Genomic DNA, 22120 nt, shown 5'->3' with positions numbered 1-22120 from the left:
GCGCTGGCCACGGTGATCGCCCTCGTGCTCGTCCTTCCCCTGGGCCTTGCACTGACCCGCGGCCCGCTGCGTCGATTCGGGCGTCCCGTGCTCGTGGCCGCGGGCATCGGAGAGGGAGGCACCCGCCATCGGTCTGATGGTGCTGCTGGCGTGCGTCCCGGGCTTCGGGGTCTGCTCCTCGGTCGCGGGCCTCATGGCCTGTGCGGTGCTCCCGGCTCTACGGGTCTTCACGGCGGGGCGGGCACCCCCGCGGTGGGTGGTCAGCCGCCCTGCTCCTGGATGATCGCGATCTTCTGCCATACCTTCCGCGCCATGTCCGACGTGAGGGCCTCGATGCCCTCCACGGCGTCCAGCACGTCTGCGTCTGTGGTGTCCTCTGCGAACAGTGCGGCGGTCTTGCCCACGAGCGAGAGCATCTCCGTGCAGTAGTCCAGGTACTGGGTCATCTGTGTGCGCGTCAGTGCCGGTTCGTCCTCCCGCGCGTCCTCGGTGTAGACCCTGGCGGCGGGCAGGCGCTCCGGGACCTTCACGAGCTGGTGCATGTCGATCACGTGGGCGAGCGAGCGCAGTCGGTGCACCACGCGCAGCACGTGGGCGCGCTCCAGGCGTTGCGGCACCGCGTGCAGGAAGAAGATGGCGATGCCCGCGAAGACGAGGTCGTTGACCACCGTCTCCAGCAGGGGTAGCCAGTCCACCGGGCCGAGGGCGTCCGGGTCCGCCCAGATGCTCAGCGCCGCCAGGGTGATGGCCGTGCCGAAGACGAGCAGCACCACCAGGACGCCCAGCCGGGACAGGGCGCGGGCGGTGCGGATCCGGCGCCGGCTGATGCCACCGCCCTCGGTGACCTCGTCCACCAGGGCGATCAGCTCACCGCAGACCTCCCACAGGCTGCGCTGGGGGAAGCGGGAGTAGATCCGGCGCTGCAGGGCGGCCGCGGACGCGCGCACGGCCTGGTCGTCCAGGTGCTGGTAGCGGCTCTCGGGCGGTGGCCCGTCGTCGTGGTCGTCGGGGCGGGCGGGAAGCGGGCGGGGCGAGCGCATCCCAGTAGGGTACGTGACCTGCCCGCCACCGGTGGCCCCGGCGGAAACGCGCACGAGCGCCAGCTGCGCCGTCAGCTGCGCTCCAGGTGCGCAGGGGTGACGTTCGCGGGGTCCAGGACCGCCGCGATCTGGGTGCCCAGCAGGAAGGCGAGCAGCGCGTCTACCCAGGAGGCGAGGTCCACGTGCCCGGCGACGTCGCGTTCGACTTGATGGTCTCGCAGGGCCTGATCACGCGGCGCCGTGGTGACGTGAGCGGGGCGGGGCCGTCCTCGCCAGGCCCGCGGCGTCGTCGTCATGACGGGACGAACAGGAGCCCGCGGTGATCCAGCGGCGTGCCCTCGCGCCGACCCGACGGGAGACGACAGGACGGCAGCCACCCGGAGGTGGCTGCCGCTGTCACCGTGCGACCAGGAGGCCACTGCCCGCGCGGAGTATGAGGGACGCGTCCCGGTTCAGGAGGCGTCGGAGAGAAGCGTGTAGGGCAGGTGGTACTCGGTGACGAAGCGCTGGAGCTCCTGGGGGTCGTCCCCGGAGACGCCGTAGACGTCGTAGCCCTGGCCCTTCAAGGCGGCCAGGTTGTCCCGGAAGTCGCATGCCTCGGTGGTGCACCCCGGCGTGAAGGCCTTGGGGTAGAAGTACACCACGGTGCCGTTGCGGGTGGCGTCGGCAAGGTCCACGGTGCTGCCGTCGTGTGCGGTCAGTCGCAGCGTGGGGGCGGGGTCTCCGGTGGAGAGTTCGCGTGACATCTGGGCTCTTCGTGGGTCGGGGACGGGCTGCGGCGCTGAGGTTAGGCGTGGTTCAGCGCGCGAAGATGCGAGATATGAAATCTCCTGTAATCCACATCACGCGTCAAGGGGTGGACGGCAAATTTCTCGGGCCATGACAACGGTGTGGTGTGCCTGCGATGTCCTGCGGGATCCGGGGTCCGAGGGTCCGGGTTCGGGGGCGGGCTCGGCGTGGTGCAGGGGCGGCAATCACCGTGTGGCCAGCGTTCCCGAAGGATTGATACGTCTGGGTGGCCCCCGCCTCAACGTCCCCGCACGTACCCCAGCTGCTTGTCGACGACGCTCTCCCACTCCTCGCCGCGCAGCCAGCGGACCAGATTAGCCTCGAACTGTTCCGCCAGGGTGTCCCGCCAGCCGATGACGTCCCCGCTCATGTGAGCCGAGATGTGCACCGTGGGCATCGTCCAGAACGGATGGTCGCGGGGGAGGGGTTCCTGGTCGAACACGTCCAACGATGCCGCCGTGATGCGCCCCTCGTGCAGTGCTTCCACCAGGGCGTCCTCATCCACGAGGGCTCCGCGGCCCACGTTGATCACGTGCGCCGTGGGTTTCATGTTCGCGAGGACCTCGCCGTTCAGGAGTCCTCGGGTCCGGTCCGTCAACGGCGCGATGAGCACGAGGTGGTCCACGTCCGCCACGTGCTCGGCGAGTCGACTGCTCTCGACCACCGTGCCGAAGTCCTCGTCGTGCTCGCGCGCTGTGCGCCCGGCTCCCGTGACTCGCAGGCCGGCCGCTCGCAAGAGTCTGGCGGTCGCCCGGCCGATCCCGCCGGTACCGACCACGAGGGCACGCTGACCGCTCGTTTGTTGCAACTGTCGGTGCTGCCACGTCCGCTCGTTCTGCAACCGCTTGCTGCGGTGGAGCTGTTTGTCGTGGGCCAGGACGGACGCGAGCACGAATTCCGCGATGGGCACGTCGAAGGCGCCGTGTGCATTCGTCACGGTGATGTCCGAGGCACGCAACTCGTCGAACAGCAGTGAGTCCACGCCGGCCGCGGCCACGTGGATCCATTCGAGGTCGGTCGCCCCGGGCCACGCGTCCAGCAGTGCCGTGGAGAAGAAGTCCCACACCAGCAACGCCCTGGACCCGGGGAGCGCGGACTCGAGATCGTCCGCGTGCGTGTAGACCACCTCCACCATGTCCTCGATGCGTGCAGCATTGGGTAGGGGAGGCGCGTCGGGGGAGGTGAGGACCACGAGGCGGGGGCGGCGTCGTGCCCTGTGCGCTGCGGCGTCGTCGTCACCGGACCCTCGGTGATCGCGAGTCGGACGACCGGCCTCGGCGCGGGGTGCATCGGGGAATGCGTGCATGTCGTGGGAGGGCTGGGCGAGTGGCCGTTGCTGCGTCATCATCGCACCCTAGGCCAATCCGCTGATTGTTGACAATCATTCGATCCGGCTCGGAGAATGTGACGCATGGCATCCCTGAGCCCTCTTCTCAAGCAGGCAACTCCCGTCGTGGTCGATCACGCGTCCGGGAGTTGGATCCACGGCACCGACGGGCGGGAGTACCTGGACTTCACCACGGGCATCGGCGTGACCAGCACCGGTCACTGCCACCCCCGGGTGGTGGAGGCCGCACGCGAACAAGTGGGCAAGGTGATCCACGCGCAGTACACCACCGTGATGCACCCGCCGCTGCTCGAGTTCACCGAGCGCCTGGGGGAGGTGCTGCCCGCGGGGTTGGACTCTCTTTTCTTCGCCAATTCGGGGTCGGAAGCCGTGGAGGCCGGCATCCGCTTGGCACGCATGGCCACCGGTCGTCCCAACATCGTGGTGTTCCAGGGCGGGTTCCACGGCCGCACGGTGGCGGCGGCATCCCTGACGACCGCCGGGACCAAGTTCTCCGCCGGTTTCTCGCCGCTCATGGCCGGCGTGCACATGTCCGCGTTCCCCTACGCCTACCGCTACGGCTGGGACATGGACACCGCCGTGGACTTCGCGTTGCAGGAACTCGACTACCTGCTGATGACACGTACCGCGCCCCAGGACACCGCGGCGTTCCTCATCGAACCCGCGCTGGGGGACGGCGGCTACATCCCCACGCCCCCGCGGTTCCTCGAGGGACTGCGGGAACGGGCGGACCGCCACGGCATCCTCCTGATCTTCGACGAGGTGCAGGCCGGCGTGGGCCGCACCGGCAAGTACTGGGGGCACCAGCACTCCACCGCCTCCCCGGACATCCAGATCATGGCCAAGGGCATCGCCTCCGGCTTCCCTATCTCCGTGATCGCGGCCTCCACCGAGCTCATGTCCCAGGGGTGGCCCGGTTCCCAGGGCGGGACCTACGGCGGTAACGCGGTCTCCGCCGCGGCGGGTGTGGCCACCCTGCGGGTCGTGGAGGAGGAGGGCCTGGTCGAGAACTCCCGGGTGCGCGGTGAGCAGCTCCGAGCCGGGCTGGAGGAGATCAAGACCCGCTACCCGGTCATCGGGGACGTGCGCGGCTTGGGGCTGATGCAGGGCATCGAGTTCACCGCCGAGGACGGGTCACCGGACGCCGCCACCGCCGCGGCGGTCCAGCAGGCCACGGTGGACCAGGACCTCCTCACCCTCACGTGCGGTCCCGCGGGCAACGTGGTCCGGTTGATCCCCGCGCTCGTGGTCACCGGACGCGAGATCGAGCAGGGTCTCGAGCGGTTCGGCGCCGCTCTGGCCGCCGTCACGTCGCCGTCCGGCGCGACCACCGGGGACCGAGGGAGCCGATGACGGCCGCGCCGGTCACCGAGCACGCCGTGGTCTCCCGGTTGCGCGGCTCGGGTGTGGAGGTGGACGCGTCCGAGCGCCGCACCTCCGAGTACGCCTACGACGCCTCGAATTACCGCGTGCGTCCGCTGGCCGTGGTGTTCCCGCGCACCGTGGACGACGTCGTGGCCACGGTGCGCGCGTGCGCGGACACCCGCACCCCCGTGGTCAGTCGGGGCGGCGGGACGTCCATGGCGGGCAATGCGGTGGGCAGCGGCGTCGTCGTCGACTTCTCGCGGCACATGAACCGCATCCTGGAGATCGACCCGGGCGCGGGAACGGTCGCCGTGGAACCCGGTGTGGTCCTTGCGACCCTCACCCGCGAGGTCGAGGCCGCGACCGGTCAGCGGCTCACCTTCGCGCCGGACCCCTCGTCCAAGAACCGCGCCACGGTGGGCGGGGCCATCGGCAACGACGCGTGTGGCAACCACTCCGTGCGGTACGGGCGCACGAGCGATCACACGGTCGAGATCGACGTCGTGACCGCGGACGGCGCACGGCTCACTGCCACCGCGACCGGACTGCGCGCCACGGACCCCGACGACCGCGCCTCGGTGCTGCGGGCGAGCGAGCTGAGCGGCGAGCTGCGTGCGCTGGCCCGTGAGCACCTCGCGGCGTTCCGGCTCGAGCTCGGCCGGATCCCGCGCCAGGTGTCCGGGTACCACCTGCAGAACCTGCTCCCCGAGAAGGGCTTCGACATGGCCCGCGCCCTGGTGGGGTCCGAGGGGACGTGCGCGTTGATCGTGGGCGCGCGCATGCGGCTCGTCCCCAAGCCCGCGAGCGCGCTGCTGGTCTGCCTGGGGTACGACACCGTGGTCGACGCCGCTCGTGACGTGACCACGATCCTCGAGTTCTCACCCGCAGCGGTGGAGGGTACGGACAAGGCCATCGTGGAGACCATGCGGTGGCGGCGCGGACCGGATTCCGTGACGGGACTGCCGGATGGCAATGCGTGGTTGTTCGTGGACCTGGACGGTGACACGCGCGAAGCCGTGGCCGGGCAGGCGGACGAGTTGCTCACACGACTCGGTGGGAACGGCCGCCTGGTGGAGGGGATCGCCGTCGCGGATCCCGAGGGACGTGCGAACCTGTGGCGGGTCCGCGAGGACGGCGCGGGGCTCTCGTCGCGGCTGGCCACGGGAGGTGAGTCCTGGCCGGGGTGGGAGGACTCCGCGGTGGCCCCCGAGAACCTGGCCGCCTACCTCGCCGAGCTGCGCACCCTGATGGGCGAGTACGACCTGGACGGTGTGATGTACGGGCACTTCGGCGCCGGGTGCATGCACATCCGCATCACGTTCGACCTGCGCACCGAACGCGGCCGCGAGGTGTACCGCGAGTTCACCCGGGACGCCGCCCGCCTGGTGGTGCGCCACGGCGGCTCGCTGTCCGGGGAACACGGGGACGGCCGGGCCCGCTCCGCGCTGCTGCCCCTCATGTATTCGCCCGAGGTGCTCGAGGCCTTCGCCGCGTTCCGGCGCGCATGGGATCCCGAGGGGCTGTTGAACCCGGGCTCGATCGTGGATCCGGCACCGATCGACGCTCACCTGGCACTGGAGGGCGTCCCGGACCGGCAGTGGCGCACGAGCTTCGACCTGCAACCGGTCGGCGCCGCGGAGACCGCCCGCGAATCGGGGCGGGACGCCCAGCCCGACCCCTGGGTGCACGCCGTCCAGGGGTGCATCGGTGTGGGGCGGTGCCGCGCGGACAGCGGTGGCGTGATGTGCCCCAGTTTCCGGGCCACGCGGGACGAGAAGGACTCCACGCGCGGGCGCGCCCGGGTGCTGCAGGACATGGTCCGCGGCGCCGCGACCGTGGCCGAGGGTTGGCGGTCCCACGACGCGCGCGAGGCCCTGGACCTGTGCCTCTCGTACAAGGCGTGCGCGACGGACTGCCCCGCGGGGGTGGACATGGCCACTTACAAGTCCGAGTTCTTCGACCACTACTACGCGCGCCGGCTCCGACCGCGCTCCCACTACTCCCTGGGCTGGCTGCCGCGGTGGCTCGGGATCGCGGGGCGGATCGCGCCGCTCGTCAATGCGATCCTGGCCACGCCGCTGCGCGGACTCGCCGCACGGCTCGGCGGCCTCACCCCGCACCGTGCCCTGCCGCGATTCGCCCGTTCCGGGCAGTGGCGCCGGGAGGTCGACGACACCGCTCGGCCCGCTTTGCGCACCGGTGTCCCCTCCCAGCGCCCCGGTGTTCTGGCTCCCGCCGGGGCCCACGTCGCGGACGCGCCCGGTGGGCAGGACGTCGTGTTGTTCGTGGACACGTTCACCCGCGGTTTCCGGCCCGAGGTGGCCGGCGCCGCCGCGCGCGTCCTCGCCGGGGCGGGGGACGCGGTGGAGTGCTCGGCGGACGTGTGCTGCGGGCTGACCTGGATCTCCACAGGACAGCTGCGCACCGCCAAGAAGCTGCTGACCCGTGCCGCGGCCGCGCTGGACGACGGGTCCGAGCGCCCCATCGTCGTCGTGGAACCCAGCTGTGCCGCGGCACTGCGCAAGGACCTGCCCGAACTCGTCCCCACGGAACAGGCGCGGCGGGTGGCACGGCGGGTCACGAGTTTCGCCGCCTACGTCGCGTCGTGGGCGGGTGAGCGTCATATGGCCCCACCGGCCGCGCCGGTACCGGGGCGCGCCGTGGTCCAGACCCACTGTCACGAGTACTCCGTGTTCGGCCCCGCGACCCAGCGCAGGGCCCTGGCCGTCGCGGGAGTGGCCGAGGTGAGCGAGGCGAACGGGTGCTGCGGCGTCGCGGGCAACTTCGGTTTCGAGGTCGAGCACTACGACGTCAGCATGCTCGTGGCGGAGACGTCCCTGGCGCCGGCACTGCGCGCGGCCGCACCGGACACCGCCGTTCTCACGGACGGGTTCTCGTGCGCGATGCAGGTGGGCCACGTAGATCCCCGCGCTCGCGGCCTGCACATCGCACAGATCCTGGACCCCGGACCCGCAGCGACCGGACCCCAGCCATCGGGCACCGCGTGATCAGGCCCGCCGACACCCTCCGACATGTACCCACGACCGACGAAGGAAATCCCATGAGCGCACACACCACCCAACACCGCACCTCCCGGGCCGCCCTCGATGCGGTGGCCAAGGTCAGCACGGGCACGTTCATCGACGGCCAATGGGGCGAGGCCGCCTCCGGCGCCCGGTTCGACGTCGTCAATCCCGCGACCGAGGAGGTCATCGCCACGGTCGCGGACGGCGGCCCGGAGGACGCCCAGCGCGCGATCGAGACCGCGGGACGCGTGCAGAAGCAGTGGGCGGCCACACCCCCGCGCGAGCGCGGCGAGATCCTCCGCCGGGCCTATGAGTTGATCATGCAGCGCCAGGACGAACTGGCCCTCGTCATGACCACGGAAATGGGCAAGCCGCTCGCCGAGGCCAGGGGCGAGGTGGCGTACGCCGCCGAGTTCTTCCGGTGGTTCTCCGAGGAGGCCGTGCGGATTGGCGGTGATCAGACCATGACCGGGGACGGCAAGAACCGGATCATGGTGTCCAAGGAGCCCGTGGGGCCGTGCGTCCTGGTCACGCCGTGGAACTTCCCCCTGGCCATGGGCACCCGCAAGATCGGCCCGGCCGTGGCCGCGGGGTGCACCATGGTGTTCAAGCCCGCCAACCTCACCCCGCTGTCCTCGCTGGCCCTCGTGGACATCCTGATCGAGGCGGGTCTGCCCCGCGGGGTGCTCAACGTGGTGTGCACCAAGAAGGCGTCCTCGGTCGTGGGCCCGTGGATGTCCAGCGGGATCGCCCGGAAGGTCAGTTTCACCGGATCCACCGAGGTGGGCGTGCGGCTGTTGGAACAAGCGGCGCACCACGTGATGCGCTCCTCGATGGAACTGGGTGGCAACGCCCCGTTCATCGTCTTCGAGGACGCGGATCTGGATCGCGCCGTGGACGGCGCCGTGGCGGCCAAGATGCGCAACATGGGGGAGGCGTGCACCGCGGCCAACCGGTTGTTCGTGCACCGCTCAGTGATGAGCGAGTTCTCCCGGAAGCTCGCCGAACGGCTAGGGGCACTCTCGGTGGGCGACGGCGCCCAGGACGGCACCGACGTCGGGCCCCTCGTGGAGGCCAAGGCGCTCGACAAGGTCCAGGAACTTGTGGACGACGCCGTGGCCCGCGGCGCCACCGTGGAGTGCGGCGGCTCCCGCCCGGACCGACCCGGATTCTTCTACGACCCCACCGTGCTGCACGGTGTGGACCCGGACTCCAAACTGATGAGTGAGGAGATCTTCGGTCCCGTGGCGCCGGTGATCCCGTTCGACTCGGAGGACGAGGTGCTCGAACTGGCCAACGACACGCCGTGGGGACTCGTGGGCTACCTGTTCACCCAGGACGTGGATCGCAGCTTCCGCGTGAGCGACGCCCTGGAGGTCGGGATGGTGGGCCTGAACACGGGCATCGTCTCCAATCCCGCGGCACCGTTCGGCGGCGTCAAGGCGTCCGGGCTCGGACGCGAGGGCGGGCGCGTGGGGATCGAGGAGTTCCTCGAGTACAAGTACGTGGCCGTGCCGCGCGGCTGAGCTGGGGGCGGGTCAGTCGTCGCTCGAGGTCAACCGCATCACGGCGTCGCGCATGTGCTCGAGCAGCAGCGCGTCCACGCGGGGAGCGTCGCCCGCCCCGATGGCCTCCGTGATCTCGCGGTGCTCCTCCAGGCGGAAACTGTGCGACGCGTACCGTGTTTCCAGAGCGGTCATGCACATGCGGGTCTCGACCATGAGGGTGTCGTGCATGCGGATCAGACGGGGACTGCCCGAGAGTTCCACGAGCAACGCGTGGAACTGCACGTCCGCTTCCGTGAGCGATGCGGTGTCCCCGTGATCGATCGCCCGGGACATCGCCTCGACCTTCTCACCCAGACGCTGTGCCGCAGCCTCCGGATCGGTCGTGATCACCCGGGCGGCCGCCGCGCGCTCCACGGCGCCGCGGGCGAGATAGAGGTCCCGGACGTCGTCGTCGGTGATCTGCGTGACGAACACCCCGCGGTTGCGCACGCTGAGCAGAAGGCCTTCCTGGGTGAGGCGCTGCATGGCCTCGCGCAACGGACCCCGACTCACGCCCAGGGCGCGGCTCAACTCCATCTCGTTGAGTTGTTGGCCGGGGGCCAGCTCGCCCGCACCGATGGCTTGACGCAATTGCCGGGCCAACAAGGACGGGGTGGTTTCCTGTACCACGGGTCGCAGCAGATTGCCGGGCATGGCCGCCTCCGGTCCTGGCAGACCCGAAGGTCCGCGCATCCAAGTCTTACGTATCGCACAGCCTATGGGTAGGATTGTCGACAATCAAACGGTCCACGGGCCGCCAGGCTCCATGATCTCTCGATGCCGGACCGATCCCGGGCGCGCCGACGCCCACCGATTGCACCATGGAGGTTTCCATGAATTCGCAACATCAATCCGATCTGCCCCACGAATCGCGGGACCCGCGCGACATGACGTCCCCCGCGGCGTCGTCACACCCGGAACCGGACGCGAGTACCGTGCGCCGCGCGGTGGCCGCCTCCGCGATCGGTAATGCCACGGAGTGGTTCGACTACGGCGTGTACGCCGTGTCGGTCATGTACATCACCCAGAACTTCTTCCCGGGGGAGGCCGGCACGCTGCTGGCTCTGAGTACGTTCGCCCTGTCGTTCCTGGTCCGCCCTCTGGGCGGACTGTTCTGGGGCCCGCTCGGTGACCGGTTGGGACGCAAGAAGATCCTTGCGTTGACCATCATCCTGATGGCCGGTGCCACGTTCTGCATCGGCATCCTGCCCACCCACGCGACCATCGGCTTCGTGGCACCCGTCCTGCTCGTGCTGCTGCGTGTGATCCAGGGCTTCTCGACCGGCGGTGAGTACGGCGGTGCCGCCACGTTCATGGCCGAGTACGCCCCGGACAAGAAGCGCGGCTTCCTGGGCAGCTTCCTGGAGTTCGGCACCCTGGGCGGTTTCGCGCTGGGTTCACTGATCGTGTTGATGGGCGAGGTGACCCTGGGCAACGACGCCATGATGGAGTGGGGCTGGCGGATCCCCTTCCTGCTGGCCGGCCCGCTGGGCCTGATCGGCCTGTACCTGCGGTCCAAGCTGGCGGATTCGCCCGTGTTCCTGGAGCTCGAGGAAGCCGGCCACTCGGAGGAATCCGCGGGCATGGCCCTCAAGGAATTGGTCACCACCTACTGGAAGCCCATGCTGATCATGGCCGGGTTGGTCGTGTCCGTGAACGTGGTCAACTACACGCTGCTGAGCTACATGCCCACCTACCTCGAGGGTCAGACCGAGATGTCCTCGCAGACGGTGCTGACCATCATGTTCATCGCGCAGTTCGCCATGATGCTCGTGATCCCGTTCGCCGGGAAACTCTCTGACAAGCTTGGGCGCAAACCCATGTGGTACTTCTCGCTCATCGGTCTGATCGTGATGTCCATCCCCATGTACATGCTCATGGCCAACGGCTTCTGGTGGGCACTGCTGGGCTTCGCGGTGCTGGGGTTGCTCTACATCCCCCAGTTGGCGTGCATCTCCGCCACGTTCCCGGCGATGTTCCCCACGCAGGTGCGTTACGCCGGGTTCGCGATCACCTACAACGTGTCCACGGCGATCTTCGGCGGCACCGCACCGCTGGTCAACGAGGCGCTCATCGAGGCGACCGGCAACCCGCTGATCCCCGCGTTCTACATGATGGGCGCATGCGTGATCGGCCTGATCGCCGCCAAGTTCATGAAGGAGACCGTGGGGGCGTCCCTGCGCGGCACGGAGATCCCGGAGACGGGCAAGATGCCCGTGGTCGCCCGGCGGTAGCCGGTCCGTTCAGCGGGACAGCAGACGCAACGCGGTCAGGGTGTACGCCCTGGCCGCTTGCGAAAGTTCTTCCACGCTCACGGACTCGTCCACCTGGTGCGCCTGGTCGTTGAGTCCTCCGGGTCCCATGACCACCGTGGGCACGCCGTGGTCCCGCGCGATGAACCCGCCGTCGCACGCGGCCGTCCACCCGCCGATCGACGTTGGGCCGCCCGCGTCCGCCACGGCGTCGTGCACGATGGTGACGAGTTCGTGCTCCCGGTCGGTGCGGAAACCCGGCATGGACATGGTGATTTCCACGTCCAGGGAGATCCCGTCGCCGGTGATCCCCGCACGGTCCACCGCCGCGCGCAGCTCGGCGACGATGCGCTCGGGGTCCTCACCCGGCATGAGCCTCCGGTCCAACCACACGTGACAGGACGGCGCCACCATGGAGGTGGCCCGACCGCCCTCGATCTTGCCCACGTTCCACGTGGGCGACCCCAGCAGCGGATCGCTGCGGCGGGCGTGTTCCTCGTGGTCCCGCCGGATCAGGCGCAGCAGGGCCGCCGCGGCATCGATTGCGTTGCGCCCGTCGGCGGGGCGCCCCGAGTGCGCGGGGACCCCGGTGATCTCGACCTCGAGGTACGCGTCCCCACGACATGCGATCACGGTCTGCAGGTCGGTCGGTTCGGCCACCACGCAGCCGAGGAACGCACGCCCCAGCCCCCGCGCGGTGAGTTGCCGGATCCCGAGACCCAGGTCCTCCTCGTCCACGGTGGACGACAGCCTCACGGGTCCGGACAGGCACACACCCGAGCGGCGCAGGGCGTCCATGGCACACAGCACCGAGGCGAGCCCGCCCTTCATGTCCGTGGCCCCGCGCCCGTACAGCCGGTCGCCGTCGACCACCGCGTCGTACGGCGCCCGCATCCACCCGGGCCCCGCGGGCACGACGTCCGAGTGGCCCAGGAACAGCAGCCCCGGCCCGTCCGCCACGGGACCGCCCACGGGCAGGTCCACGTCCACGTTCGGCCGACCGGGGGACACGACGTCGCTGCGAGCAGTCAATCCGCGCTCGCTCGCCGCTCGCTCCAGGACGTGGGCGGTGTCCTCCTCGGTGCCCCCGGGGTTCTCGCCGGCGGCATTCACCAGGGCGCACGTGAGGTCCACGAGCTCGTCCGTGTCGATGAGGTCGAGCACGGCCTGCTCCTGCGGGCTGCACCGCACGCCGTCGCGGCTCATGATGGGTCTCCTTATCCAGTCCGAATGGGTGGCGCTGCGCCGAGGTGGCCGGGTCGGAGCTATCGGTCGAGCTCTCCCCGGGCGATGTCCAGGGCCCGTGCGAGTCGCTGCAGTCCCTCCTCGATGCGTTCGGGGGTGCTCGAGGCGAAACACAGCCGGAACGCGTCCTGGAACCGCCCCGAGGGTGAAAGCGCCGGGCCCGGGATGAACGCGACCCCCTCGGCCAACGCGATCTCGAACAATCGCGAGGAGGACACCCGTGCGTCGTCGCCCTGCAGGGTGACCCATAGGAAGAAGCCGCCGTCCGGGTCCGTGGTGCGCACTCGATCGCCCAGGTGGGCGGCGATGGAGGCGTCCATGGCCTCTTTGCGGCGTTTGTATTCGGTGCGCAACCCGGCGAGGTGCTCGTCGTAGCCGCCGCGGGCGATGTACTCGGCCACGATGTGCTGGGCGGGGACGTTCGCGCACGTGTCCATGGCCTGCTTCCCGGCGATCAGCAGCTCGCGCAGCCGGGGATCGACGTCGACCCAGCCCACCCGCAGGCCCGGGGCCAGGATCTTGGAGAACGTGCGCACCGAGAAGACCAGGGGGTCGTCCGGGCTGAGCTCGCGGAACCCGGGGACGGGATCGCCGGAGAAGCGCAGCTCGCCGTACGGGTCGTCGTCGAGGATCATGGCGCCCCACGTGTGCGCGAGATCGAGCAGGCGGCGCCGTCGGGATTCGCTCAGGGTGGTGCCGGACGGGTTCTGGAAGTTGGGGATCGTGTAGATCATCCGGGGCGTGCGGCCCGTTTCGGCCACGAGCGTCTCGAGGGCGTCGACGTCCATGCCGTCGTCGTCCACGGGGACCTCCAGGACGTCCGCGCCGTAGCTGAGCGCCGTGCCGGAACCGTTGGTGTAGGTGGGGCTCTCCACGACCACCAGGTCACCGGGGTCCACGAACAGCTTGAACGCGAGATCCAGACCCTGCATCCCGCCGGAGGTGATCACGATGCGCTCCGGATCGGAGGCACTGTCCGAGAAGTGGTTCACGACCGTGTCGATCAGGTCCGGTTCACCCTCGGTGGCGCCGTACGTGAAACTGGCGTCCGTGAGGATCTCCCCGGCGATCCGTCGGAACTCCTCCGTGGGGATCACCTCCGCCGCGGGAGCGCCCATCGCGAAACGCACGATGTCGTGGGTCTGGGCGGCCAGCAGCGAGGTGGACGAATCGATGACCGAGCCCACGAGCCCGTCCGAGCGGGACGCGAGCGGGAGCAGGCCCTGGGTGGCCGGTCCCGAGACACCCGCGGTGGGGCAGGGGTCCAGGGACCGGACGGTGGTGACGTGCGGGGTCGTGGTCATGAGCTCACTTCCTGATGATCTGGCGGGGGAAGGACGTGAAGGTCTCCACCCCCGTGCTGGTCACTCGGATGGTCTCCGAAACTTCGTAGCCGTATCCCGTCATCCACATGCCGCAAATGAGGTGGAAGGTCATGTTCTCCTCGAGGGCCGTCTCGTCCTCGGAGCGGATGCTGATGGTGCGCTCGCCCCAGTCCGGCGGGTACCCGATGCCCACGGAGTACCCCAGACGGCTGGGCTTCTCGAGCCCGTACGAGGCCAGTTTCCAGTTCCAGGCGCTCGCCAGCTCACGGATGGGGACGCCCGCGGCGGTCGCGTCCAGGACGGCGCGCAGACCGTCGGCGACCGCCTCCTCCAAGCGGTCCATCGCATCGCTCGGGGGACCGAGGGTCACGGTGCGCGCCAGGGGGACGTGATATCTCCGATGCACACCGCTCAACTCGACCACCACGGCGTCGCCGCTGCGCAGGACACGGTCGGACCACGTGAGGTGGGGTGTGTCCGCGGACGCACCGGTGGGCAGCATGGGCACGATGGCCGGGAAGTCACCCCAGGCCTCGCCGTCCCCCTCCGCCTGGGCGGCCGCGATGCGGGCGGCCACCCTGTTCTGCGGGACCCCGGGTTCGATCGCGTCGATCGCCGCGGTCATGGCCGCGGTGGTCACCCGCGAGGCCACGTGCATGTAGTGGATCTCGGCGTCCGACTTCACGGAGCGAACCCAGTTGACCAGTTCGAAGCAGTCGACCAACGACCATTCGGGGATGGCATTGACCAGGGCCCGGTAGCCCTTGGGGGAGAAGAAGTGGGCGTCCATCTCCAGGCCCACGCAGCCGTGCGCGGACGGGGCGATCTGTCCGCGGCGCCGCAGGGCGAAGGCGACCCAGTCGAAGGGGTGCAGGTGGGGGCGCTGCACATAGCGTTCGGGGTACCCGATGATTTGGTGTTCGGGCAGCCAGGAGGTGCGAAAGGCGCCCCGGGCGTCCATCTCGCGCAGGAACAACAGGATGTCGCCTTCGGCGGGGACGAACAGCATCTGCGGGACGTAGAAGGACCACGCGTCGTAGCCGGTGAGGTAGAAGAGGTTGGCCGGATCCGTGACGATCAGGGCGGACAGTCCCTGGTGCGCCATCTTCTCGCGGACGCGGTGCAGACGGTGCGCGTATTCCTGCTCGGAGAAGAGGGGCTCACGGACGTCGGGGGAGCCCGATCCGGCATCCGTGGACACCGGATCGGGGGAACCATGATTCTCGGTCTCATCCCACGAGTTCATGGTTCATGATTGAAAAAAATCCGCCTATTGTCAACAATCCGGCGATCGGCTCACACCTGGCCGCGGCCGAGTAGACGACCCGTGGGGGTCTGGTAGTCGACCTCCTGGCCGCCCACAAAGGTCTTGCGGATCTTCCCGGAGAGCACCTTGCCCTGGTACGGCGTGATGGGGTTCTTGTGGTTGAGGGCCTTGGCGTTCACCACGAACCTCTCGTCCTGCGCGAACACGGCCATGTCCGCGTCGTACCCCAGGGACAACCGGCCCTTGGAGCGCAGACCCACGCGCTCGGCCGGGCGCGTGGACATCCACTGCAACACGCGGCCCAGACCCACGCCGCGGCGTCGTGCCTCGGTCCAGATCAGGGACAGCCCGAGCTGCAGGGAGGACACGCCGCCCCACGCCACGCCGAAGTCGCCGTTGCCCAGGTCCTTGAGGTCCAGCGTGGAGGGGGAGTGGTCCGAGACGATGAAGTCGATGGTCCCGTCCAACAGACCCCCCCCACAGCATCTCCCGGGTGGAGACCTCGCGCACGGGCGGGCAGCACTTGCCCGCGGTGGCGCCGTCCGGGATCTCCTACGCGAGCAGTGTGAGGTAGTGGGGGCGGGTCTCCACGGTGATGTCCAGGCCGTCGTTCTTCGCGGAGCGGATCATGGGGATGGCGTCCGAGGAGGACGGGTGCAGGATGTGCGAGCGCGCCCCGGTCCAGCGGGTGCGTTCGATGTTCTCCGCGATCGCGATGTTCTCCGCGCCGCGCGGGCGTCACTTCAGGAACGTGTCGTACACGTTGCCATTGGGCTGCGGGGCCTTGGCGATCGTGCGGGAGTCCTCCGCGTGCACGATCAGCAGCGAGTCGAAGGTCTTGATCTCCTCGAGCGCCTCCTCCATTTCGTCCGCCTCCAGGTGCGGGAACTCGTCCACCCCGGAATGCAGTAGGAAGCACTTGAAGCCGAACACGCCGTCATCGTGCGGGGGGCGCAGGTCCTCCTTGTTGCCGGGGACGGCGCCGCCCCAGAAGCCGATGTCCACGAACGCGTTCTGCGCCGCGAACAGTCGCTCGTACTCCAAGGCGGGCATGTTCACGGTGGCGGGCACGGAGTTCAGGGGCATGCGCCTGCTCCACCGTCGCCCGCACCCGCTCGTTCGCGCGCTCCTCGTCGACCTCCGGGTCTGCGGTCGCCCCGGGCCGGGGGTCTTCTTTTGAGGTGAACCGTGCTGCGGGGAGGCATTCATGGAAGTGGTGCCCTTCCGCTGGCGCGTTCCGGCGCTCGTGGCCGGGCGGTGCGGTGCGTGAGGGGCTGCTCGCTCTCGAGTGCCCGTGGAAATGGAAAGCTCCGTCACTGCGAGGCGATGCGGCGACCGACCTCCCGGAGCAGGCGAGGTGCCTCTCGCATCGACGTTTCTGGGTCCGCTGCAAGCGCACGCAGTTCGTGGACGGCGGCGAACCCCGCCTCGCGAAGTGTCGCGGCATCCAGGGTGGTGCGCCCGCACACGGCCACCACGGGCACGCCGTGGCGCCGCCCCACGTGCAGCACGCCCAGCGGCGTCTTCCCGCCGAGACTCTGCTCGTCCAGGCTGCCCTCGCCGGTGAGCAGCAGGTCCGCGCCGGCCACGGCGGCATCCAGCCCCACAAGGTCGAGCACGACGTCGATCCCCGGCCTGCGCCGCGCCCCCAGCACCGCGAGTCCCGCGTATCCGACGCCGCCCGCGGCCCCCGCGCCGGGGGCATCCGCGGCCTGGCGGGCCGGTTCGCCGAGCACGTCCGCGAGGCGGTCGCGGAACACGGCCAGGGCGGCGTCGAGGTCCAAGACATCTCGTTCGGAGGCGCCCTTCTGCGGGCCGAAGACCGTGGCGGCACCGTGCGGGCCGAGCAGAGGGTTGTCGACGTCCGCGGCAAGGACGAACTCGACGTCCCGGATGCGTGGGTGCAGCTGTGCCGCATCCACGTGATGCAACTCGGCGAGCGCCGCGCCGCCAGTGGGCAGGTCGCGGCCGTTCACGTCCAGCAGGCGCAGCCCCAGCGCGGCGAGCATCCCCGCGCCGCCGTCAGTGGTCGCGCTGCCGCCCACGCCGAGCAGCACGCGGGTGCAGCCGGCATCGAGCGCGGCGGCCACGAGCTCGCCCGTGCCGCGGCTCGTGGCGGTGCGGGGTGCGAGCACGGGGCGGCCGTCCTGGATGGGGAGGACAGCGAGGCCCGAAGCCAACGACATCTCCACCACGGCCTCGTCTCCGCGTCGACCCCACGCGGCGGGGACGGGACCTCCCGCGGGTCCGGTGACGGTGAGGTCGTGGCGCTCGAAGCCCGCGTCCAGGGCGGCGTCGAGCGTCCCCTCTCCGCCGTCGGCGACCGGGAGGACCTCCACGACGGCGTCCGGGCGCACCTCGGCGATGCCCGCCGCAAGCTCGGCCGCCGCCTCGTGGGCGGTCACCGACCCCTTGAACTTGTCCGGTGCCACGACGACGCGCACGGTGTCCTCCTTCTGTGGATGTCCGGTTCCGGGACCATTCCAGCACGACGCCGCCCGCGCGGTACCCGCTCGCTCGGTACCTGTTCAAGTGGCACCCGCCCGGCGTGCCCGCCCGCTCGGGGCCCGGCCACGCGGTGCTCACCCGCGCGGCCTCTGTGGGTGGGGTCGGCTTGCGGGCTCACGCGCGCCGGTCGCGGGGGAGCCACGCGAAGGGGTCGTCCTGGGAGGGGACGTACTCCAGCGCCACCGGTCCGTGGTAGCCGCGCTCGTGGGCCCGGGCCACCCACCGGAGCAGCGGCAGATCGCCCGTGCCCGGCTCGTGGCGGCCGGGAGCATCCGCGAGCTGGATGTGCCCGAACTCCGCGGCGTGCCGTTCGATCAGGGCCTCGACGTCCTCCCCGTTGACCGCCAGGTGGTAGAAGTCCGCGAGCAGCTTCACGTTCGGGCAGTCCACGCGGTCGAGCACGGCCATGACGTCCGCGGCGGTGCGCAGAGGATACGTCGAGGCGCCGGAGAGCGGTTCCACCAGGACCGTCCCGCCGAAGACCGCGACCGCGTCCGCTGCGTACCGGAGGTTCTCGACGGCGGCGTCGTCCTGCTCGGCCACGGGCACGTCCGGCAGGCGGTTGCCGTGGAGGGCGTTGAAGGCCCGGCAGCCCGTGGCCCGGGCCACGCGCACCAGGGAGTCCACGCCTCGCCGGAACTCATCTGTGCGCGTGGGGTGGGAGAGGACTCCCCGCTCACCGGCAGGCATGTCCCCGGCAAAGAAGTTCAGGCCCGTGAGCTGGACGTTCGCGTCCTCCAGCGACCGGGCGAAGTCCTCGATCTCCCTCTCGGACGGGGTGGTGGCGGGGAACGGCCACCAGAACTCGACCGCGGAGAAGCCTGCGCGTGCCACGGCGGCGGGGCGCTCCAGCACGGGCAGGTCGGTCAGCATGATCGAGGCATTCACGGTGTACCGCACGGTGGGCCCTCCCCGGGGCGGTGGCGCGGCCGCCCTGTTTTCTTACGCTTTGATTCCATGGAGTGAAATTCGAGTTCTGATGAATGAAAAAGTTATCGACCGGGTGTGATGCGCGTCAACCCGTGGTGTGAGATTTGGGAGCTGAACGGTGCGACGTCGTCTCACGGTTTTCTCCAGGACTTCCCTCGCACCACGGAGCAGGCGGGCGGGCGCCCCGAGCCCGGGCGCCCGCACGCACCGCCCGGCGTCGCCTACGAGCCGCGCTCGGACACGAGCGACAGGCTCTACAACGTGGACCTCGCTCCCACCAGCCGTTACGGGCGCACGTGGAGCGCGTACAGCATCTTCACCATGAGGGCCAACGACGTGCACTCCCTGGTCAACTACGGCTTCGCCATCGGCCTCTTCGCCCTCGGACTCGGTGCGGGGCAGGTGCTCACGGTCCTGGGTGTGGGCGCGCTGCAGGTGCTCGCGTCCCTAGCGCTGCTGATCCTGCCGTGGAACCTCTACACCTCGCCCGTGGTGATCGTGTGCTTCCTGGGTGGGCTGGGTGCCGCTGCTCTGGTCGCTCTTCGGGATCATCATGGTGGACTACTGGCTGATCCGCCGCTCCAGCGTGAACGTGCCCCAGCTCCCCATGGACACCCACGACGGCGAGTACGTCTACCGCGGCGGCGTGACCCCCGGGCAATCGGGGCGTTCGTCCCCACGATACTGGCCTCTCTGGCGGTCGCCCTGCTGCCCGTCTTCCAGGCCGTCGGCGAGTTCTCGTAGTTCATTGGGGCCGACCTGGGCGCCCGGTGCTACCTGGTCACCGCCAAGCGCGAGCTCGAGTGCAGCGACCAGCACGGTGGGGCCATCGTAGTCGCCACTTCGCACCGACCCTGCGTCTCGCACGAGATCGCGCCCAACGACGCCGCCGCAGGCTGCCTCCCGCTCGCCCCGCAGGGTGGAGCACGGCGTCGTCGTGCGAAGGGAACGTGAAGTCCTACCTCGCCGCGGTGGGGGTGATGGACGCGGTGCTGACCTACGACCCGCCCTTCAACCCTGTGATCCAGGCCAGGTTCGGCGAGCACCGGCGGGAAGGTCTACAGGAGCTCCTCGACCAGCCCGTCGTGGACATCCCGAGGCGGCCGCTTCCATCGCCATCTTCATGAGGCGCAGCTACACCGGGAGTGAGCACCCTGGACCGCACTGTGCCACTCATCGAGGACCGGTTGCGGCTGGCCGGGCTGATGGAGCGCTGCGCGTCCGTGCGGGCGTCGAACACCTCCGCGCTGGACCTGGAGCGGGATGAGAACGTGGCGGTCGAGACGATCGTCGCTGAAGCGCAGCGGGCCATCGAACAGGGCCGCAGCCGAGGTGGTTGTCCTCGGCTGCGGCGGGATGGCCGCCCTTGAGCACGCCGTGCTCGAGTGGTGCGGCGTGCACGTGACGGACGGCGTGGCTGCTGCGGTCACCGTGGCGCAGTCGCTGGTGTGGCTGGGGCTGAGGACCTCCAAGGTCCGCACATACGCGAACCCTCTGCCGAAGGACCTGAAGGGTTTCCCGTTCGGGCGGTGAGGTCGGCTCGCGTCCTGCGCTTTCCGACTACTTCCGGGGGAAGCCCCCGGCCCGGAGGGCCGCGGCGATCAAGGCCGGTTGACCGAACAGCCGGGCCAGCCGCTTGGCATCAGTGTCCAGATTGAATGCGTCGTGCCGCTCGGCGTACTGGCTGATGTTGCCGGGGAAGATCGCGGCGTAGAACGCGGCCAGACCGGCGCCCACGGCTGCGCGCTGCCTGGGCAGCGCCAACAGTGCGGCACCAAAGGCGATCTCCACCACACCGGAGGCCAGAACCACGGTGTCCTTGTCCATGGGGAACCAGTCCGGAACCTGTGCCTGGAAGTCCTCCCGGGCAAAGGTCAGGTGGGATATGCCCGCGGTGGACATGAACGCTCCCAGGGCCAGGCGCGCTGCCGTCTCCGTCGCAGTGGGCTTGGGAGACGGTGCGGTCAGGGACTGCAGAGCCTTGGTAATGCGAGCCATAGTGCAAACCTCTCTCGTGGTGGGCGCCGGGCGGGTGTCAGCCGGCGACGCGCACCAGCTTGGTGTTGGCGAACTCGGTGAAGCCCCAGCGGCCCAGCTCACGGCCGTAGCCGGAGCGGCGCACGCCGCCGAAGGGCAGGCCCGCCTTCGTCGTCGCGTGCTCGTTGACGTAGGCCATGCCCACCTCCAGACGACGCGCGACTTCCTCAGCCTTCGCCTCATCCTTGCTCCACACGGAGCCGGAGAGACCGAAGTCGGAGTCGTTGGCGATCTCCACCGCCTCGTCCACCGAGTCGTAGGAGTAGATCACCGCCACCGGACCGAAGATCTCCTCCTTGAACGCATCCATCTCCCGGGTCACACCGGTCAGCACCGCCGGGGACATCCACGCCCCGTCCTTATCCAGAGCCCTACCACCGGTGTGCAGGGTCGCACCCTGCTCCACCGCGCGCTCGACCTGGGACACGGCGTCGTCGCGGCCCTGCACGGAGGACAGGGGGCCGATCTTGGTGCCCTCCGCCAGCGGGTCCCCCACCGGCATGCCCTCGACGGTCTTGACGACCGTCTGCACGAACTCGTCGAACATGCCGGCGGGCACCAGGATGCGCTTGGGCGAGTTGCAGGCCTGGCCTGCGTTGCTCATCCGCGCCGTTGCCACGGTCGTAGCGGTCTCTTTCACGTCCACATCGTCGAGCACGATCAGCGGGTCGGACCCGCCGAGCTCCAGAACGCTCTTCTTCAGGTTCTGCGCGGCCGTGGTGGCCACCGCGGCACCGGCGCCCTCGCTGCCGGTCAGGGACACGCCCCGCACCCGCCGGTCCTCGATGATCGTGGTCACCTGGTCGGTGCTCACGAACAGGTTGATGTAGGCGTCCTCCGGGATACCCGCGGCGTGCAGGATTTCCTCGATCAGCTCACCCGTCCGGGCGCAGATGGAGGCATGCTTGAGCAGAACGGTGTTGCCCAACATGAGGTTCGGGGCCGCGAAACGCGCCACCTGGTACTGCGGGAAGTTCCACGGCATGACACCCATGAGCACACCGATGGGCTCGGTGACGACCACGGACTTGGCGTCGTCACCCACGTCCAGGGTCTCCTCCTCCAGCAGGCTCTCGCCGTGGTCGGCGTACCACTGGTAGATCGATGCCGAGAGTGCGACCTCTCCCTGCGCCTGGGCGAAGGGCTTGCCCATCTCGGTGCTGATCACGCGCGCGAGCTCGTCCCCGCGGTCCTGGAACGCCTGGGCGACACCGGCCAGCGCTTTGGCGCGGTCAGCGGCCGGGGTCTTGCGCCAGGAAGCGAATGCGGTGTCGGCGCGCTCGATCGCGCGGGTGACATCAGCATCGGTGGCCGAGGTGAACTCCTGCTCCACAATGCCGGTGGCGGGATTCTCCGTACGGAAAGCCATGATGACTCCTCACTCATCTCGATGAAACTCATCAATAACAGCGGGGAGGTGCCCGCGGATATTCCCGGCTGC

17 protein-coding genes and 2 pseudogenes are annotated in these 22120 nt (G+C 69.7%); 6 read left to right on the top strand and 13 right to left on the bottom strand.

The annotated features are described in order from the left end of the window. Window positions 1-260 precede the first annotated feature (260 nt). The 4 genes from ACW9PK_RS03720 to ACW9PK_RS03705 form a co-directional block, all read right to left on the bottom strand. Window positions 261-1040 carry a hypothetical protein gene (locus ACW9PK_RS03720; RefSeq protein ID WP_457016584.1) on the bottom strand — a complete coding sequence of 260 codons (780 nt, stop codon included), beginning with the start codon at window positions 1038-1040 and terminating at the stop codon, window positions 261-263. A 71-nt stretch (window positions 1041-1111) separates the two neighbouring features. Next, window positions 1112-1336, bottom strand: a complete 225-nt coding sequence (locus ACW9PK_RS03715; protein ID WP_144998457.1) for a hypothetical protein — start codon at window positions 1334-1336, stop codon at window positions 1112-1114. 156 nt (window positions 1337-1492) lie between these two features. Further along, window positions 1493-1786 (bottom strand): peroxiredoxin, encoded by a 294-nt coding sequence (locus tag ACW9PK_RS03710; protein WP_457016581.1) that lies wholly within the window; start codon window positions 1784-1786, stop codon window positions 1493-1495. 281 nt (window positions 1787-2067) lie between these two features. After that, complete coding sequence (locus ACW9PK_RS03705; protein ID WP_457016579.1) at window positions 2068-3177, bottom strand: D-2-hydroxyacid dehydrogenase; 1110 nt, start codon at window positions 3175-3177, stop codon at window positions 2068-2070. Between the two features lie 63 nt (window positions 3178-3240). Between ACW9PK_RS03705 and ACW9PK_RS03700 the strand changes: the two genes are divergently transcribed. From ACW9PK_RS03700 to ACW9PK_RS03690, 3 genes are read left to right on the top strand one after another with little or no spacing between them, the layout of a single operon-like run. Then, a complete protein-coding gene (locus ACW9PK_RS03700; RefSeq protein ID WP_457016577.1) occupies window positions 3241-4530 on the top strand; it encodes an aspartate aminotransferase family protein in 1290 nt (429 codons plus the stop codon). Beyond that, window positions 4527-7550 carry an FAD-binding and (Fe-S)-binding domain-containing protein gene (locus ACW9PK_RS03695; protein ID WP_457016575.1) on the top strand — a complete coding sequence of 1008 codons (3024 nt, stop codon included), beginning with the start codon at window positions 4527-4529 and terminating at the stop codon, window positions 7548-7550. The genes ACW9PK_RS03700 and ACW9PK_RS03695 overlap by 4 nt, the downstream gene beginning before the upstream one ends. Before the next feature lie 53 nt (window positions 7551-7603). After that, the gene (locus ACW9PK_RS03690; RefSeq protein WP_400698759.1) at window positions 7604-9094 is read left to right on the top strand and encodes an NAD-dependent succinate-semialdehyde dehydrogenase; all 1491 of its coding nucleotides are present in this window, start codon (window positions 7604-7606) and stop codon (window positions 9092-9094) included. Window positions 9095-9106: 12 nt separating this feature from the next. On the opposite strand, the gene ACW9PK_RS03685 is transcribed toward ACW9PK_RS03690, so the two are convergent. Next, the gene (locus ACW9PK_RS03685; protein ID WP_064847449.1) at window positions 9107-9769 is read right to left on the bottom strand and encodes a GntR family transcriptional regulator; all 663 of its coding nucleotides are present in this window, start codon (window positions 9767-9769) and stop codon (window positions 9107-9109) included. A gap of 179 nt (window positions 9770-9948) precedes the next feature. Between ACW9PK_RS03685 and ACW9PK_RS03680 the strand changes: the two genes are divergently transcribed. Beyond that, window positions 9949-11349, top strand: a complete 1401-nt coding sequence (locus ACW9PK_RS03680) for an MFS transporter (protein ID WP_457016572.1) — start codon at window positions 9949-9951, stop codon at window positions 11347-11349. Between the two features lie 9 nt (window positions 11350-11358). Here the strand turns inward: ACW9PK_RS03680 and ACW9PK_RS03675 are convergent, their stop codons facing one another. The 6 genes and pseudogenes from ACW9PK_RS03675 to ACW9PK_RS03650 form a co-directional block, all read right to left on the bottom strand. Next, window positions 11359-12573 (bottom strand): M20 family metallopeptidase, encoded by a 1215-nt coding sequence (locus ACW9PK_RS03675; protein ID WP_457016570.1) that lies wholly within the window; start codon window positions 12571-12573, stop codon window positions 11359-11361. Window positions 12574-12632: 59 nt separating this feature from the next. Next, on the bottom strand, window positions 12633-13916 hold the full coding sequence (locus ACW9PK_RS03670; protein ID WP_144931550.1) for an aminotransferase-like domain-containing protein: 1284 nt from the start codon (window positions 13914-13916) through the stop codon (window positions 12633-12635). 4 nt (window positions 13917-13920) lie between these two features. Continuing rightward, the gene (locus tag ACW9PK_RS03665) at window positions 13921-15183 is read right to left on the bottom strand and encodes a M24 family metallopeptidase (RefSeq protein ID WP_144931548.1); all 1263 of its coding nucleotides are present in this window, start codon (window positions 15181-15183) and stop codon (window positions 13921-13923) included. 50 nt (window positions 15184-15233) lie between these two features. After that, window positions 15234-16365: pseudogene (gene allB, locus ACW9PK_RS03660) on the bottom strand (allantoinase AllB); the annotation flags it as partial. 152 nt (window positions 16366-16517) lie between these two features. Beyond that, a complete protein-coding gene (locus ACW9PK_RS03655) occupies window positions 16518-17648 on the bottom strand; it encodes a glycerate kinase (protein WP_167318863.1) in 1131 nt (376 codons plus the stop codon). Window positions 17649-17826: 178 nt separating this feature from the next. Further along, complete coding sequence (locus tag ACW9PK_RS03650) at window positions 17827-18612, bottom strand: hydroxypyruvate isomerase family protein (protein ID WP_457016566.1); 786 nt, start codon at window positions 18610-18612, stop codon at window positions 17827-17829. Window positions 18613-18717: 105 nt separating this feature from the next. On the opposite strand from ACW9PK_RS03650, the gene ACW9PK_RS03645 reads away from it, so the two are divergent. Both ACW9PK_RS03645 and ACW9PK_RS03640 read left to right on the top strand, forming a co-directional pair. Then, window positions 18718-19386, top strand: a complete 669-nt coding sequence (locus ACW9PK_RS03645; RefSeq protein ID WP_457016564.1) for a hypothetical protein — start codon at window positions 18718-18720, stop codon at window positions 19384-19386. 185 nt (window positions 19387-19571) lie between these two features. Beyond that, window positions 19572-20175 (top strand): annotated as a pseudogene (locus ACW9PK_RS03640) (aspartate/glutamate racemase family protein); the annotation flags it as partial. A gap of 27 nt (window positions 20176-20202) precedes the next feature. Here ACW9PK_RS03640 and ACW9PK_RS03635 read toward each other — a convergent pair. Further along, the gene (locus ACW9PK_RS03635; protein WP_052160891.1) at window positions 20203-20640 is read right to left on the bottom strand and encodes a DoxX family protein; all 438 of its coding nucleotides are present in this window, start codon (window positions 20638-20640) and stop codon (window positions 20203-20205) included. Window positions 20641-20677: 37 nt separating this feature from the next. Continuing rightward, on the bottom strand, window positions 20678-22048 hold the full coding sequence (locus ACW9PK_RS03630; RefSeq protein WP_457016562.1) for an NAD-dependent succinate-semialdehyde dehydrogenase: 1371 nt from the start codon (window positions 22046-22048) through the stop codon (window positions 20678-20680). Window positions 22049-22120 lie beyond the last annotated feature (72 nt).

This window comes from Kocuria sp. MNB10 (assembly GCF_054073685.1).
Note: the sequence above shows the minus strand (reverse complement) of the source record. Positions and strands in the feature narration are given on the sequence as shown.

Bases quoted from the DNA above. Each gene is read 5' to 3' on its own strand.
- ACW9PK_RS03720 (WP_457016584.1), bottom strand. From the start codon at position 1,040: ATGCGCTCGCCCCGCCCGCTTCCCGCCCGCCCCGACGACCACGACGAC.
- ACW9PK_RS03715 (WP_144998457.1), bottom strand. From the start codon at position 1,336: ATGACGACGACGCCGCGGGCCTGGCGAGGACGGCCCCGCCCCGCTCAC.
- ACW9PK_RS03710 (WP_457016581.1), bottom strand. From the start codon at position 1,786: ATGTCACGCGAACTCTCCACCGGAGACCCCGCCCCCACGCTGCGACTG.
- ACW9PK_RS03705 (WP_457016579.1), bottom strand. From the start codon at position 3,177: ATGATGACGCAGCAACGGCCACTCGCCCAGCCCTCCCACGACATGCAC.
- ACW9PK_RS03700 (WP_457016577.1), top strand. From the start codon at position 3,241: ATGGCATCCCTGAGCCCTCTTCTCAAGCAGGCAACTCCCGTCGTGGTC.
- ACW9PK_RS03695 (WP_457016575.1), top strand. From the start codon at position 4,527: ATGACGGCCGCGCCGGTCACCGAGCACGCCGTGGTCTCCCGGTTGCGC.
- ACW9PK_RS03690 (WP_400698759.1), top strand. From the start codon at position 7,604: ATGAGCGCACACACCACCCAACACCGCACCTCCCGGGCCGCCCTCGAT.
- ACW9PK_RS03685 (WP_064847449.1), bottom strand. From the start codon at position 9,769: ATGCCCGGCAATCTGCTGCGACCCGTGGTACAGGAAACCACCCCGTCC.
- ACW9PK_RS03680 (WP_457016572.1), top strand. From the start codon at position 9,949: ATGAATTCGCAACATCAATCCGATCTGCCCCACGAATCGCGGGACCCG.
- ACW9PK_RS03675 (WP_457016570.1), bottom strand. From the start codon at position 12,573: ATGAGCCGCGACGGCGTGCGGTGCAGCCCGCAGGAGCAGGCCGTGCTC.
- ACW9PK_RS03670 (WP_144931550.1), bottom strand. From the start codon at position 13,916: ATGACCACGACCCCGCACGTCACCACCGTCCGGTCCCTGGACCCCTGC.
- ACW9PK_RS03665 (WP_144931548.1), bottom strand. From the start codon at position 15,183: ATGAACTCGTGGGATGAGACCGAGAATCATGGTTCCCCCGATCCGGTG.
- ACW9PK_RS03635 (WP_052160891.1), bottom strand. From the start codon at position 20,640: ATGGCTCGCATTACCAAGGCTCTGCAGTCCCTGACCGCACCGTCTCCC.
- ACW9PK_RS03630 (WP_457016562.1), bottom strand. From the start codon at position 22,048: ATGGCTTTCCGTACGGAGAATCCCGCCACCGGCATTGTGGAGCAGGAG.